Origin of the sequence: Virgibacillus sp. SK37, assembly GCF_000725285.1 — a bacterium.
In the GTDB taxonomy this organism is placed as follows: Bacteria; Bacillota; Bacilli; order Bacillales; family Amphibacillaceae; genus Virgibacillus_Q.
Genome location: NZ_CP007161.1, coordinates 1,742,122 through 1,756,894, shown reverse-complemented (window position 1 = coordinate 1,756,894; position 14,773 = coordinate 1,742,122). Strand labels below are relative to the sequence as shown.

Annotated in this window: 17 protein-coding genes; 3 read left to right on the top strand and 14 right to left on the bottom strand. The window is 36.6% G+C overall.

Going from position 1 to position 14,773, the window contains the following annotated elements; translation table 11 throughout:
• Positions 1-4: 4 nt before the first annotated feature.
• Positions 5-1,180, bottom strand: coding sequence for a stage II sporulation protein P (gene spoIIP / locus X953_RS09030; RefSeq protein WP_040955275.1), 1,176 nt, complete (start codon positions 1,178-1,180; stop codon positions 5-7).
• A 107-nt stretch (positions 1,181-1,287) separates the two neighbouring features.
• A complete protein-coding gene (gene gpr / locus X953_RS09025) occupies positions 1,288-2,391 on the bottom strand; it encodes a GPR endopeptidase (RefSeq protein ID WP_040957056.1) in 1,104 nt (367 codons plus the stop codon).
• A 218-nt stretch (positions 2,392-2,609) separates the two neighbouring features.
• Here gpr and rpsT point away from each other — a divergent pair, with 218 nt between their 5' ends.
• Positions 2,610-2,876, top strand: coding sequence for a 30S ribosomal protein S20 (gene rpsT, locus X953_RS09020; protein ID WP_019378005.1), 267 nt, complete (start codon positions 2,610-2,612; stop codon positions 2,874-2,876).
• 757 nt (positions 2,877-3,633) lie between these two features.
• Here rpsT and holA read toward each other — a convergent pair.
• Positions 3,634-4,650: a DNA polymerase III subunit delta gene (holA, locus tag X953_RS09015; protein ID WP_040955274.1), complete on the bottom strand. Its 1,017-nt coding sequence runs from the start codon at positions 4,648-4,650 to the stop codon at positions 3,634-3,636.
• Positions 4,651-4,959: 309 nt separating this feature from the next.
• On the opposite strand from holA, the gene X953_RS19490 reads away from it, so the two are divergent.
• Positions 4,960-5,094 (top strand): YqzM family protein, encoded by a 135-nt coding sequence (locus X953_RS19490; protein ID WP_040955273.1) that lies wholly within the window; start codon positions 4,960-4,962, stop codon positions 5,092-5,094.
• 112 nt (positions 5,095-5,206) lie between these two features.
• Here X953_RS19490 and X953_RS09005 read toward each other — a convergent pair whose 3' ends face one another.
• From X953_RS09005 to X953_RS08955, 11 genes are all read right to left on the bottom strand, one after another.
• On the bottom strand, positions 5,207-7,507 hold the full coding sequence (locus tag X953_RS09005; protein WP_040955272.1) for a DNA internalization-related competence protein ComEC/Rec2: 2,301 nt from the start codon (positions 7,505-7,507) through the stop codon (positions 5,207-5,209).
• A gap of 12 nt (positions 7,508-7,519) precedes the next feature.
• Complete coding sequence (locus X953_RS09000; RefSeq protein ID WP_040955271.1) at positions 7,520-8,092, bottom strand: ComE operon protein 2; 573 nt, start codon at positions 8,090-8,092, stop codon at positions 7,520-7,522.
• Between the two features lie 147 nt (positions 8,093-8,239).
• Positions 8,240-8,824: a helix-hairpin-helix domain-containing protein gene (locus X953_RS08995; RefSeq protein WP_040957055.1), complete on the bottom strand. Its 585-nt coding sequence runs from the start codon at positions 8,822-8,824 to the stop codon at positions 8,240-8,242.
• A gap of 167 nt (positions 8,825-8,991) precedes the next feature.
• Positions 8,992-9,741, bottom strand: coding sequence for a class I SAM-dependent methyltransferase (locus X953_RS08990; RefSeq protein WP_040955270.1), 750 nt, complete (start codon positions 9,739-9,741; stop codon positions 8,992-8,994).
• Position 9,742: 1 nt separating this feature from the next.
• Entirely contained in the window at positions 9,743-10,099 is a 357-nt protein-coding gene (rsfS, locus tag X953_RS08985) for a ribosome silencing factor (RefSeq protein ID WP_040955269.1), read from the bottom strand.
• The gene (yqeK, locus tag X953_RS08980) at positions 10,099-10,674 is read right to left on the bottom strand and encodes a bis(5'-nucleosyl)-tetraphosphatase (symmetrical) YqeK (protein ID WP_040955268.1); all 576 of its coding nucleotides are present in this window, start codon (positions 10,672-10,674) and stop codon (positions 10,099-10,101) included. Before yqeK ends, rsfS begins: the two co-directional genes overlap by 1 nt.
• Positions 10,652-11,230, bottom strand: coding sequence for a nicotinate-nucleotide adenylyltransferase (locus X953_RS08975; protein ID WP_040955267.1), 579 nt, complete (start codon positions 11,228-11,230; stop codon positions 10,652-10,654). The genes yqeK and X953_RS08975 overlap by 23 nt, the downstream gene beginning before the upstream one ends.
• 12 nt (positions 11,231-11,242) lie before the next feature.
• Positions 11,243-11,533, bottom strand: coding sequence for a ribosome assembly RNA-binding protein YhbY (gene yhbY, locus X953_RS08970; RefSeq protein ID WP_040955266.1), 291 nt, complete (start codon positions 11,531-11,533; stop codon positions 11,243-11,245).
• A 1-nt stretch (position 11,534) separates the two neighbouring features.
• Positions 11,535-12,380 (bottom strand): shikimate dehydrogenase, encoded by an 846-nt coding sequence (gene aroE, locus X953_RS08965; protein ID WP_040955265.1) that lies wholly within the window; start codon positions 12,378-12,380, stop codon positions 11,535-11,537.
• A gap of 11 nt (positions 12,381-12,391) precedes the next feature.
• Complete coding sequence (yqeH, locus tag X953_RS08960) at positions 12,392-13,492, bottom strand: ribosome biogenesis GTPase YqeH (RefSeq protein ID WP_040955264.1); 1,101 nt, start codon at positions 13,490-13,492, stop codon at positions 12,392-12,394.
• Between the two features lie 2 nt (positions 13,493-13,494).
• Complete coding sequence (locus tag X953_RS08955; protein ID WP_040955263.1) at positions 13,495-14,010, bottom strand: YqeG family HAD IIIA-type phosphatase; 516 nt, start codon at positions 14,008-14,010, stop codon at positions 13,495-13,497.
• Between the two features lie 383 nt (positions 14,011-14,393).
• Here X953_RS08955 and X953_RS08950 point away from each other — a divergent pair, with 383 nt between their 5' ends.
• Positions 14,394-14,540, top strand: a complete 147-nt coding sequence (locus X953_RS08950; protein ID WP_040955262.1) for a sporulation histidine kinase inhibitor Sda — start codon at positions 14,394-14,396, stop codon at positions 14,538-14,540.
• The last annotated feature ends 233 nt before the right edge of the window (positions 14,541-14,773 follow it).

The window sequence follows — 14,773 nt, the reverse complement described above, 5'->3', positions numbered from 1 at the left end:
CCCCTTAAGAATCAGAATTAACTTTTTCAGCATCCCAATAGAATTCACTAAACACCTCTGCAAGCGCATCTGCAGAGCGGTAAAGCTCTTCTAGATGGTTATCAACCCCGCCCATTTCCAGGACAAGTAAGTTTTCGGATAAATCCTGATTATAAATACCATTTACCCCAGGCCCTTTTTTTGGATAGACTCCCCTACTCAAACCAGGGTATTTGTCCTCAAGTTTGTAATGCAAGTTCGTTGCTAATGCCAAGTTTTTTTCGTAATTTTTATGCTCAGCTCCGATGACAATCATGATTCTGGCATAGGACTTCCCGTTAATCTTTTTCGTTGTGGCATCTCCCTGAATGGAATCCCTGTGCAAGTCAAACGCAAATTTTATATCTTTGTTCGTAGCAAATGCTTCTTTGACAACATCCCTAGATGCTTCATACGATTTCCCATATCCCCAACCCTTTTTGTTAAGAATACTCATAATATCTGTGTTATCCACACTTGCCCCTATGCCTTCCGCTTCAAGCGATGCTGCAAGACGATCACTAACCTTTGTTATATTCACTTCCTTATGATGTGCTAAATCAGGGTCAGTGACTCCAGGAAGATGGGGTAGAAAGGATTCCCTGTTATGGGAATTATAGATGTAAACGACCTCTTTATCTCCAGTTGTTTGCTTGTCATCATTCTTCGTATTATCCTCTTTATCTTTAGCTTCTTCTTCTGACTCTTCATCCAATACAGCTTCCCTCTCTTTTAGTACTTCTTCTAAGGGAGGTGACGATTCTATCGGAAGGTTTGTATAATTAGTTCCTTCCCCTGCAATCAGGACACGGCTGTCAAATAAAGAGAAGCCTGGCAATTCCTTTCCCAGTAAACTGCGCGGGTCATCCGGCTTAATGTTTGTTGCGATATGAAACAAAGCAGTTGTTGGCTTAGGAATAGTTTTATCCTCTGGGTATGCCTGTTGAAATGCTCTGTTTTCAAATCCTAATAAATAAAGAAATATAGAACTGTCCATATCGCTTGTCCATTCTGTAATCATTTGGGAAGATAATCGATAAGCCGGCTTCGCAGTTGTTAAGAGTCCAATCAAAACAAATAGACTAAGGATGCTAATAATATATATACCACTTCGTTTATAAATCTGATTTATTTGTGTCTTTCCTTTACTATTTGAAAGCATGGTTCCACCCTTCCCTGCATCATACTCTATTGATATAATCTATGAGATGAATCAGGAAGCTAGAACCAAAATATTTTTTCAAAATAGACTTAGTAGAATACTTCCATTTAACGTGAGTAAGATGTAAAGTTACTTACATCTATTTTTTCATGCAATGCAGCATTTAGACCGTTAGCAATTACTTCAGCCATATCAATCATGAAACCGTCTACTTCCTTCGGTGTGACCATCAGATTGTGTCCCATTGGAGTAAGGACTTCGGTAATGAGCCTTCTCTTTTCTTCCTCTGAAAGCCCTCCAACCATACCCATTAACGTTTTTCTCTTCTCCTCATCTGGTAAGTCCTCTTCTGTAAACTTTTTTCTTTCTCCAAAAGAAAGACTGGCAGGAGCTAAGGACTTGGAAGGGCGATCTTTTTCTTTCCATTCTCTTCCAAAATGTTTTAATAAAAAATCTATCGTGTCACTTGTGATCGTTACAGCATCCACGACAGTAGGTACACCTATAGCAATAACAGGAATTCCCAGTGTCTCTTTACTAAGTTCCTTCCTTTTGTTTCCAACTCCTGAACCTGGATGGATACCAGAATCAGATAATTGAATCGTTTCATTTACTCGTTCAATAGATCTTGAAGCAAGAGCGTCTACTGCAATTACAAAATCAGGTTTAAACTTTTCTACAATACCAAAGATAATGTTACTTGTTTCTATTCCGGTAACCCCCATTACTCCTGGTGTTACTGCAGCTACGGAGCGGTAGCCATCTGAAACCGACTCATGCTCTAATTCAAATAAATGACTTGTCACAAGAACTTTCTCCATCGTCATCGGGCCAAGAGCGTCGGGAGTTACATTCCAATTTCCTAATCCTACAATAAGCCCTTTTCCTGTAGAGGGTATATTATTTTTATTAATTAATTGTTCTAGTTCTTTTGCAACCACCTTTGCAGCAGATTCCTGTCTAGCTGTATCCTGACGCTTCACACCATCAGCATAAATAGTAACGTACGTACCCGGCTTTTTTCCTATCATTTCTGCCCCAGTCTCATCAATCTCTACATAAGAAATGTTAATATCCTCTTGTGTTCTTTCTTTTATGGTTACACCTTTTATTTCACTTTGATTACTTTGCTTTTTTTCTTTTTCAACATACATATCCCTAGCTTCAACAGCCAAATCAGTTCTCACCTGTGGTATACTTTTATTATTCATAGCAAATTCATCCTTTCCTACTTCATTCATTCTTAGGGTCTGCAATGGGAGTAAAAAAATACAAAAAATCATATTACGCATCAAAGCTATTGAAAACATGCCGTTCCTTTGGTAAAATGTCTTTTGTCCACTAACAAAGTTAAATGGGCTAAAAGCCAATGCTTAATTGAGGATAATGTCTTACTTTATACGCTTTATGAAATTTAGGAGGTGAAATAATGGCTAATATTAAATCTGCGATTAAACGTGTAGATGTCAACAATAAGAAACATGCAAATAACCAAGCACAGAAATCTGCAATGCGTTCTGAAATTAAACGTGTAGAAAAGTTAGTTGAAGCAAATGACGCTGAGAATGCAAAATCTGCATTCCGTTCTACTGCAAAGCATATTGACAAAGCTGTACAAAAAGGAATTATTCATAAAAACAACGGTGACCGTCAAAAGTCTCGTTTAGCAAAAAAAGTAAACAGCTTAGGTGCATAATTCCCAATAAAAAAACGATCCTCCAGGATCGTTTTTTTATTGCTTAAGGAACTATAAAATTGCTCTAAAATAATTATTACAGTTTCCGATGTTCGGAAAATAAATAAACTGCGACGTAACTAAGAATATAGAGGCTGCGTAAATCACCGCTACGGGGAAATATTCCGCTTTCCGCGGGCGGCTGATGAGCCTCCTCACGCTACGCGTTCCGGGGTCTCACCTAGGCCTCTCCTCCCGCAGGACAAGGAAAGCTTCGTCAGCAAGGCATCGCACGAAAAAAATGTGTATTTTCATTTTCGAGGAGTCTCCACATTTCCCCTTCGCTACTATTTCCTATTATATCTACGAAGAAAAATTGCGTTCACATAGATCCAGAATATGCTGTGTACGAATTGATTGGAGTGGAGGGCGGCGACTCCAGCCGGAATAGCATGAGGCGAAGACCCTGGACGGAGCGTAGCGGAGGAAGCGGCTGAGGCCATGCCGGGCGGCAAAGAAGACACTGTGAGGTAACGAACAGATGTCGCACTTGTACCCGGAGGTGTGAAAGCGTCCGCATGCAACGGAAATCAATGGGTGCTTCTTCTGTAAAATGAATTACTCCGTCCACCACAAGTTAGGTCGCGTTTTACTCCAACTATGAAAGTAACAGATAACGTTTGTGCTCCAACATTTGCAATAGAACCATAATCTAAAATCTGTAAATTATTACTGGATTCACCACTTCCAGATCCAGCGCCTCCCCCTCTTGGTCTCATTATTCGTTAATAAGGTCATATAATAACAGCTGAAAAACTAAATCCTTTTCCATTGTCCCCTGCTTCATGGAGGCATCAGCTTGAGCCAACTTATCCATCGCAGCTTCTAATTTTTCTACAGTGAATTTCTTTTCTCTTGCCAGGGCAATTTTTATTACGTACGGATGAACCCCAAGTTGCTTCTGCATTTGTGATTGACTGTATCCTTTAAGCTTTAATAATTTAACACGCAAAATGGTACGAAATTGGAAGGCTAATAAACCAATTAATGCTATTGGTTCCTCTTTCATTTTTTCCAAATCCTTATAAATAGCAATTGCCTGGGCTAAATCTCGATCAATCACAGTATCCACTAACCGTAATGAAGAGCTGTTCGCAGTATGTGATATTAATTTCTCAGCAACTGCTCTCGTGATCGTCCCTTTTTCTCCAACAAATAAAGCCATCTTTTTCAATTCATTTTCCAGGAGATTCAAATTGGTGGATAGTTCTGCTTCAAATATGTCATAAGCATCTTGATCAATGAACACTCTTAACTGGCCAGCCAAATTATCTATCCATTTTCTTACATCATACTCTTTTATTGGGTTGCACACTGCAATGTCTGCATTCTTTTTAAGCACTTTAGTCAGCTTTTTCCGTTCATCAATTTTCTCATATGGTGCTATCAAAATAAGCACGGAATAGTCAACCGGCATAGAGAGATAATTCTCTAGTATTTCCAAATTATGTTCCACTGTGGTCCTCTCTGGTTTAGCTTTAAGAAAAGAAGGCTTAGTTGCAATAACTAACTTTCTCTCCCCAAAGAAAGGATAAGTTTCTACATCCCCAATTACTTCTTGTATCGGTGTTTCATCTAAATCATAAAATGACACATTATCCATTTCTTTACCAAGCACTTGTCTTTTTATTTCTTTTTGCAATTTCTGTATAAAGTAATTTTCTGAACCGTATAATAAATAAACTGGTGCTATTTGTTTATTTTTAACCTTTTTCATTATTTCCATATATGACATTTCTTTCACTCCACCATTTATGTATATAAAATATATGGTAAAGTGTGTTTCCTTTAATAGCAAGAGTAAAGTCGAGGAAAGCGTGTGGGCACTTTCCCCGATCATCTATATCAACGTTTAAAAACCAGCTCTAGAAACTGACCTTTAAACGGGATTCGCTCGTAACCTTATGTTATCCCGCATGCTGAAAAGTATAGTTGTTAGTTCTTTCTATATTTGGAGATGTATATAATTAGGAACAATTTTTATTCTAAAGTGGATTTTTTCCATCATTTAATTTATACTAATGGTGATATAGGAGGGGTAAATGTGAACGAATTTGAAAAAAATGTACAATCAAAAAATAATGATGTTGTCGATTCCATGAAAGGCTTTGCTTTCTCATTTATTTTCTTTATTTTAATTTTTGCTATCGGTGCAGCAATTAGCGTAATTGGCCAATAATTCGGAAATCATAACAAGGTCAGAAGTGCTTACTTAATGATTCATCATAAAGAGACTGATATTTACCAGTCTCTTTTTCATTTTTATTTATTTTTGTTCTCTTAACCACATTCTATGGGAGTTGCCTATAAAATGTTCCTTGGTTACCCTTTTTAAAACGAAATTGTACAGCGCCATCTTGGTCTGTTCTTAGTACAGTAATCTCATATTTTTCCAGCGTATTGATTACTTCTTGAGTCGGATGCCCATACCTATTATTTTTGCCTGCAGATATGAGAGCATATTTTGGACGCAACTGTTGAATAAATTCATCATCTGTTGAAGTATTACTCCCATGATGAGCCACTTTTAGTATGTCTACTTTTAAGTCTGGGTAGTCCAGTAAAAGGATTCGCTCTTCTTCTACTCCAATATCCCCCGTAAAAAGCCAGCTTTCGCCCCCAAGCTCACCATAGACCACTAATGAATTTGCATTGGATGAATTTTGATCTTTCTTCGGACCCAAAATCTTAAACGACTCTCCACCGATCTCTACCGACGTATTTTCCTTTAACCGTAATAGTTCTACACCTGATTTGTTCAACGAAGCTATATCCTGTATCGCAAATTCGTAAAATTGGCTTACAACTACGGCATCAACTTTAAATTCTTCCATAATAAACGATAAACTCCCATTATGGTCTGTATCTTCGTGTGATATAAATATTGCATCTATCTTATTTATTCCACGCGACAATAAATATGGCTTGATAACTTGTTTGTATACTTTTTCAGTTGGTTCTCCAGAATCGAAGGAAAAACTGGCACCAGCATCAATTAGTACCACTCCTTTTCGATAAGGTAGTTCCAAAACAAAAGCATCTCCTTGACCAATATCCAACATAGTGACATACCCAATATCCGATACGTAAGGTTTTATCGCTCCACTTAACAAAACAACAACGAGTAAAATACCATAGCCAAATGCTTTAATTAAATTTTTGTAGTGAAGATTTTTCATTAAAAGAAAGAAGAAGACATAATAGATAGCAGTAATACTCAATGGTAAAGTACCTGTAGTTAATGATGCTGAAAAAGAACTGTCAATATATGTCACGAATGCAAGCATATATTCCTGCAAAAAGTTAACTAATGAGCTTATAATAGAAGCAATTGGCTTAACCGGAGACAAAATGAACAGGATGAAAAGTGAAGGTATTAAGAAGAATGAAAAGTAAGGAACAATAATCATATTTAAAAGAATTGAAAATGGTTGAAATGTAGAAAAATAAGCTAAATATATGGGTAGGATCATCAGTTGAGAGATAAAACTGAGCTTAAGCATCTGAAAAAATGAAGAACCATTTTGCAGGAGCCACTTATGTGAAAGCAGTATACCGAATGTTACAAGGAACGAAAACTGAAATCCAATTTGATAAATAATATATTTATCAACTATAAGAAGTAGAAGAAAAATGAAACTTAATACATCTGAAACACTCCATTTAATATGCAGTTTATTTAATGCAATAAAAACAAACCCCATAGCACTTGCGCGAATAACCGAGGGTTCTCCACCAGCCAACACCGCATAAAGTGGCAAAAATAAAAGAATACTCCATTGTGCATTTTCTTTTGTTAAGCCAAATAGACGGACCAAAGTAAAATATAACAAGGCCAATACAAGTCCAACATGTAAGCCAGAAATTGCTAACAGATGAGATAGACTCCATCTTTGAAATAACTCTATTGTGTCCTTAGGAAGTAAAGAATCATCTCCAAATACAATTGCACTTAACCATGCGGAAGTGTTTTCCGGAAGTTTTTTTACAACATAGGTGATTAAGTTGTCTCGAAGCTTGTAAACGCGATGCATATATCCAGAACCGGAACATTTCATATCAAAGATTTGATTAACAACAAGTTGGTAATGAATTCCTTTTGTAGTCAGGTATTGCCGGTAATTAAACTGTCCTGGATTAGTGGATTGATCTGGTACTTCAATAACACCTTTGACTTCACATGTAGCACCATACTTGAGCGTATGAAGCAGACCTGTTGCGGAAGCTGTATCATGCTCACCGTTAAAATAAACTACTTGTACCGTATTATCATGTGATTTGTCCTTAAGCAAAAATTGAAGGCTTTCTCTATTTTCCACGATAGGACTAGTAATTCTTCCAATCATTTGATGGTCTTTTTTTTCAAGAAGATGTGGCGAGGCGTTTTCGAGTTGTGTTGGAGAAGGGATATACCAAGTGAAAAAAAGAGATACGATTAGGGATAGTAGGATAGGAAACATCCCTAATCGTTGTTTATGGTAAAGATAAAATAACCATATTAAAAAGAGCCCTAAAAACCAGTAATTCATTAGACTTTTTGTCAAGAAACTGAGAGTAACAGAAACGGGAATGATATACCAGTAACCTTTCAATGGTTGATCTCCCTATTCCGTTGTATACTGAAATAGCTTTTCAGCTTCATTTTTAATTTGTGTTATTTCTTCCTTGTCTAGACTTGATAATTCAAGCTTTTCAAGTAAACCATCGACAAATGTTTGTTTTTGACGATATTTTGTATCAACAGCCAGATAATCAAGTTCTACTTTTACCGTTCTTACTCCTGATTCTTTAAATAATTGTTCTGCGTATGGGTGATTACGGTAATCTTCTGCGTAATAGACCGTTTTTATTCCTGCTTGGATAAGTTGCTTGCAGCATTGCAGACATGGAAAATGCGTTACATATACATCTGCATTTTCTGTTGGAACCCCAAATTTGGCACACTGTAAAAGAGCGTTAGCTTCAGCATGCACTGTTCTTACACAATGACCATCTATTACGAAGCAGCCTTCATCCATACAGTGGACACTACCGGAAACACTTCCATTGTACCCTCCTGCTATAATTCTTTTATCCCGAACAATGGTTGCACCTACCATTAATCGTGTACATGTACTCCTCAATGCCAGTAAGTGGCTCTGTGCCATAAAATATTGGTCCCATGAAATTCTTTCCATACTATTTACTCTCCCTATATAAACAATTTACTCTCTAAAATTTATTGCCAAATTGAGTTAAAATGAAGCTTTCTTAGATGGAAACTAAATTTATTTTATTAATCCCCATACAATTTTACCTTTATTGTATTATTTACGTCAATCAGCTTACGGTACTTGAATATCATCGATGAAATTATTGAGCGTTTTTTCACCAATACCTGGAACTTGAAGAAGGTCCTCCGCTTTACTGAAAAAACCATGTTCCTCGCGAAATTGAATAATTGCTTGCGCTTTTGCAGGACCTATTCCATTTAATGTTTCGATTTCTTCTTGTGGGGCATAATTAATGTTCACCTTTCCCGTTTGCGTACTACTAACTACGCCCTGTGTTTGACTTTCTCCTCCTTTAACAGGAACATTTATGATCATTTCATCCTGGACTTTCTGTGCTAAATTGACTTGTGATTGATCAGCCTCTGTCGTGAACCCACCCGCTCGTTTGATTGCTTCATTTACTCTTGATTCAGCAGGCATTTCAAAAACTCCCGGCTTCGTAACAGCTCCTTTGATATCAACTATAATTTTTGTATTTTCTTTGGAGGTATTTTCTTGCTCGAGTTGTTCTGTTGTAGAAATATTTAGCGGGGGAACTTCTTGCTGGGCTTGCGGTTCTTCGTCTCGGGTTATTATTAAAAAAATAACCACTACCGATACAATAATCAGAATAAAGCCAGCACTTCTAATCGTCATTTTCAATGAGGTTTCACTTCCTTATTTAATAATAGGGGGATGATTAAAGGGTCTAGTTTACCCTGAAGCTAATACAGATATTGAAAATAGCTTAATGATGGGGTCTTCCCTAATTCATATTCGACATAATCACTTAAAATCCTTCATTAAAAAAAGAATAGGATATTTCATCCTACTCTTTTCTGGGCCACAAAGAATACCCTCTCGGTCTCATCATTTATTTCTGTCTCTATTGAAAAATCTCCATATATTTTTATATTTTGAAAACCGGCTGCTAACAATAGCCGTTCATAAAAAGATATTGGATATGTTCGTTGAAAATGTTCTTCATCAAACCGAACGTATCTGTCCCCTTCTCTGTGGAAAAATGTTAAATCGTGATACATTTCTCCAGGATGTTCTCCGCCCGTACAGAACCAAATATAAGAGGTATCCTCTGTTACTTCTGCAAATGTATGATCGATAAAATTATTTTCTACCTGTTGCATTGAATGTACGTCAAATATAAATACGCCACCCGGTTTTAATGAGTCTGCGATTCTTTTAACAACATTTTTTAAATCACTCTCGGCAGTAAGATAATTCATAACATCACAGTAGCATACCGCTGCATCCATTTCTTTAAAACCTTCCAGTTCTCTGAGGTCCTGTTGAATCCAATCAATGTTTGTACTCTCTTTCGTTGACTTTCTTTCTGCATATGCAAGCATATCAGTCGAATAATCCACACCAGTGACCTCGAAACCTGCTTTAGCAAGACGTACACTGATTTCGCCTGTACCGCACCCTAGATCAATTACCTTTTTAACTGGTTTATCACATTGTTTAAATAACTTCAAACTCATTTCAATCCACTGATCATAAGGGGCATCTGCCATTAGCGTATCATAAACATCGGCCATTTTCTCATATGCCATGCTATTTTTCCTGCCCAACATGCAACGTAACTTGTGCAGCATCTCCCCATAAGCGCTCTAAATTATAATAGCTTCTTTCTTCTTTATGGAAAATATGACAGACAATTCCGCCTAGATCAACGAGCACCCAACGAGCTTGTTCCATGCCCTCTATACGTTTAATAGACATTCCTTCTTCTTCCACTGCATCTTTTATTCCTCTAGCGATTGCCTGAACTTGACGTTCGTTACTACCATGGCAAATTAAAAAATAATCAGCTACCAAAGAAACTTCATTCATATCCAAAGCAACAATCTCTTCTGCTCTTTTATCATCACAAGCTGTTGCTACTATCTGTAATAAATCTTTGTCCTCCATTAACGATTACCTCCGTTTACAAATCTTGTAAGATCATTATATGCATGAAATGTGTCTGGGTAGATGGTTGCTTTCTTTTTCATCAAAAATTCAATTGTGTTTCGAAGCGCCATCCAACAGGCATAATTAAGATCAGATAGAGCCACTTCTCTAACCTCTTCAACCCCAGGAAAGTTTCTTCCAGGTTCTATATAGTCAGCAATAAAAATAATCTTTTCTATATCCTTCATATTCGCCCTTCCAGTTGTATGGTAGCGAATTGCTCCCTTTATATCAGCATCATGGATGCCAAATTCTCTCTCTATTAACAATGCTGCTACAGGACCATGCCATAATTCATGATGAAACATCAATAAATTATCGGGCAACTCATTATTTTTTATCAAATCTCTCATTTCTTCGAGTGGGCGGTATTTTGCATAGTCATGAAAGATAGCAGCTAATTCCACTTTTTCTTTTGAAACTCCATATCTTTCTGCTAAGTTTACAGCCGTCTCAGTTACTCGCAATGTATGTTCAAACCTTGCTCTTGTTAAATGAGGTTTGACATACTCAACCGCTTGTTCCATTTGCATATAATCGTTTCTCCTTAATATAATTCATCACGCCTTCAGGGGTAAAATATGAAAATGGCTGATTATCTTTAATCCGATTACGAATGAAGGTAGAAGAAATATCGAATTGAGGAACTTCTACCTCTATTACTGGATATGTTGAACTTAAAGAAAAACCTGGCCTTTTCACACCAACAAATTGCACAAGTTTAATTAGTTGATCAATTCTATGCCATTTCGGCAAATACTCAACCATATCAGCTCCTATAATAAAATAAAACATGTAGCTTGAGTGTTCTTTATTTAGTGCTTTTATTGTATCAAAGGTATATGATTTCCCGAAACGATCTAATTCTACCGTGTTAACTTTAAAGTAAGAGTTCCCCTGTATAGCCAGCTGCACCATATTTACCCTATCTTCGACCTTTGTTTTTGTCGTATTCTTATGTGGAGGGATGTGTGAAGGGATAAACCATACCTCATCCAGGTTTAATGATTGATGAACCTCTTGAGCAATGATCATATGCCCTAGATGAGGGGGGTCAAACGTTCCTCCCAGAATACCTACGCGTTTCATTATAACACCCTCTTATGGTAATTGAATCGATTTATTTTCTTTAGATTCCTTATAAAGGATAATATTATTACCGATAATCTGTACTATTTCTGCCTGGGTACCTCCAGCCAACTCTTCAGCAATTGTATCTTTATCTTCCATACAATTTTGCAAAATACTAACTTTAATTAACTCCCTTTTTTCCAAGGCTTCATTTATCTGAATAATCATATTTTCATTCACGCCTGTTTTACCAACTTGAAAAATCGGCTTTAAATGATGAGCTTCTGCTCTCAAAAAACGTTTTTGTTTACCTGTTAACATATTATCTTCCTTCCAAAATTAATTTAAGTTCTTCCTCCATATTGTCTAAAGGAACCCTTTCGCCAGTCCACTTTTCAAATGCATATTGAGCTTGGTATAAAAGCATTGTGTGTCCAAAATGAATCGGCGCACCCTCAGCCTCTGCTTGTGACAGAAAGTTTGTTTTTAACGGCTGATAGATAATATCACTGAATATTCCTTTCTCTTTAACATGAGCCACTTGAATAATGGAATCTTTACTATTTGGTCTCATCCCAACAGAGGTTGTTTGGATTACAATATCATAATCTTTAAGCGCTTTTTCAGCCTCCTGAATAGATAAAACCGTGCAATCACCCCATTCGCCCTGTAGATCCAAAATGGCAGCAGCACTTGTTTGTGTGCGATTTGCTATATCTACTCTGGAGAATCCTCTCTCCCTCAAAGCAAAGTAGATACCTCTTGCCGCACCACCAGCTCCAAGAAGAAGAATTTGACAATTTTCAACCGAGAGTGCAGTAGGATAGGCTGCTTCCAATGAGCGTACATAGCCAACGCCGTCCGTGTTATACCCAACCCATCTACCGTGTTTATTAACAACCGTATTTACAGCACCCATTTTATCTGCAATAGGATCAATCTCATCAAGATACGGGATAATCTCTTGTTTGTATGGAACGGTCACATTGAAACCATCGTATTTCTTATTTTTCAGTAATTTAACATTCTCTTCAAAAGACCTTAACTGGTCAAATTCATAAAGTTCATAACTTCCCCTTAAACCTGCTTTATTCAAAAATGTATTATGGATCCATGGTGATAATGAATGCTTAATTGGATATCCGATTAACGCTAGATGGTATTCCATACTCGCTCCCCCTAAAGTAGTGATTTCCTTATTGAAACAGCGACCTCTTCCCGGCTATGGGCAGTAATTGTAATGTCTTCTCCTTCAACACTTACCCAACCTAAACCTGGAAAAACAATATCTGTTTTCTCTCCGGTTAACCTAAAACTATTTTCTTTAAGCTCTAGCGATTTGTTTACTGGTTTTTCACTTGGAGGAGACAAAAGCTCGCCAATATGATTGGCATAAAGCTCATCTGCATTTTCCAGTTTCGTCCGATGTATCGGCAATTCATTTGCAAAATAGCAAACAAAGGAAGTTTTTTGGCCTTTTATGAAATCCAATCTGGCAAGGCCTCCGAAGTATAGTGTCTGTTCGCTATTTAACTGATAAACCCTAGGCTTTATTTCTTTTTTTGGTGTAATAACCTTCAAATCTTTGTCCGAGATATAATGAGCTATTTGCTGTTTATTAACAATTCCAGGAGTATCAATTAATGAAGACTGTTCATCCAAAGGAATCTCTATAAAACCCAGTGTGGTACCAGGAAAATAAGATGTAGTTATAACATTAGCATAACCTGTAGTTTGCTTAATCAATTTGTTTATAAACGTTGATTTGCCTACGTTTGTAGTTCCTACAATATAAACATCCTTATTATTACGGTATTTTTCTATTTCAGTAGCCAGTTCTTCGAGACCATACCCCTTCATTGAAGAGATAAGAAAGACATCTTTTACTTTAATTCCTGCTTCCTTTGCAGAGGTTCTTAACCATTGAATTAACTTTCGCTCATTCGTGGATTTTGGTAAAAGGTCAATCTTATTACCTACCAAAATAATCGGATTATCACCAACAATTCTTGGAAGTCCTTGCAATAAACTTCCATTCACATCAAATATATCGATAATATGCACGACTAGTCCATCTGCATTTCTTATTGAACTGACCATTCTTAAGAAGTCATCATCCGAGACGGATACATCTTGTATTTCATTATAGTGCTTTAAACGAAAGCACCTTTTACACAAAACGTTTTCATTTTTGAGGGAAGCCTTTGGAGTATAACCGGGCATCCCTGGGTCGGCAGTCTGAATTTCAGCTCCGCAGCCTTGACAATAAAGTGTTTCCATTCCTATTCCTCCCAAGTAATTTGCCCTTTCTTCCGCATATAATTTAATATACGTCTTTCTATCTTTCGGTTTATCTTTGTTATTTTCCCATCTGTCTGGACGATCGGCACGACCAAAATGGTATAGAACCCTGCAGAGTTTCCTCCAAGAACATCTGTTAGAAGCTGGTCACCGACCACAACAATCTCGTTCTTTTTTAACCCCATTTGCTTGGCAACTGTTTTAAAAGCACGGCTCAATGGTTTACGTGCACTAAAAACAAAGGGGGTTCCTAAAGGTTCAGAAAAAAGCTCCACTCGTTCCTTCTTATTATTTGAAATAATCGTTACATTAATTCCATTGTCCTTCATCAATTTAAACCACTGAATAACTTCAGGCGTGGCATCCCTGACATTCCATGCTACGAGCGTATTATCTAAATCTGTAATAATACCTTTTATTCCTCGTTGCTTTAATTTTTCTGGTTGTATATCGAATATACTTTTCACATGTTCATTTGGTAAGAAACTTTTTAACAACAGTCACACCTCATAATTCCTAATTAGTAACATACTATCCTCTTTTTTCTTCCGTAAGATAATATTATAACTTAATCCTATAATAACTTACTATTCTTTTGAAGTGAAACCATAATCTTCGTTCTCACAAAAGAAAATCACCTAAAATTGCTAGCAAAATATTCCCAGAATCGTTCGACAAATAACATCAAAATTTGCGCTGTGGATAACTTTATTAACAATTTTCGCATTGAACTAACAGCGTATTACCATTACACAAGCTAATTTACACACAGGTTATCTACAGGGTAATGTAGATAACCTGTGTCTTGTTATGGTATGTGGATCATGGTAAGTTAGTAATAGTTTAAATTTAAGTAAATTTTTTAGGAGGGGCTGTATTTATGGAGCAATTATCAGATGAATTATTGCTAGAATCTTACTATACAGCATATGAATTAGATCTAAGCGCTGATTTTCTTTCATTAATTGAAGAAGAAATTCAGAGAAGGCATCTTTCTCATAAATTAAAAACAAAAGATTACCGATAAAAATTGCTGGCTATTATAAATATGAAGAAACAGGAAACCCCTATTATTTTTACTGAATAATAGGGGTTATTTATTTTTCTTGGTATTATATTGTGTTAAACTATTGTTTGAATAAATTGCTTCATCTCCATGTTTCAGCCATTCATTTTAATGCAATTACATAAGATTGGGCACCATCATTTCGTGTTTTAACACCCGTAATATTACAACTTCTAGTATCTTTGTATAACAGC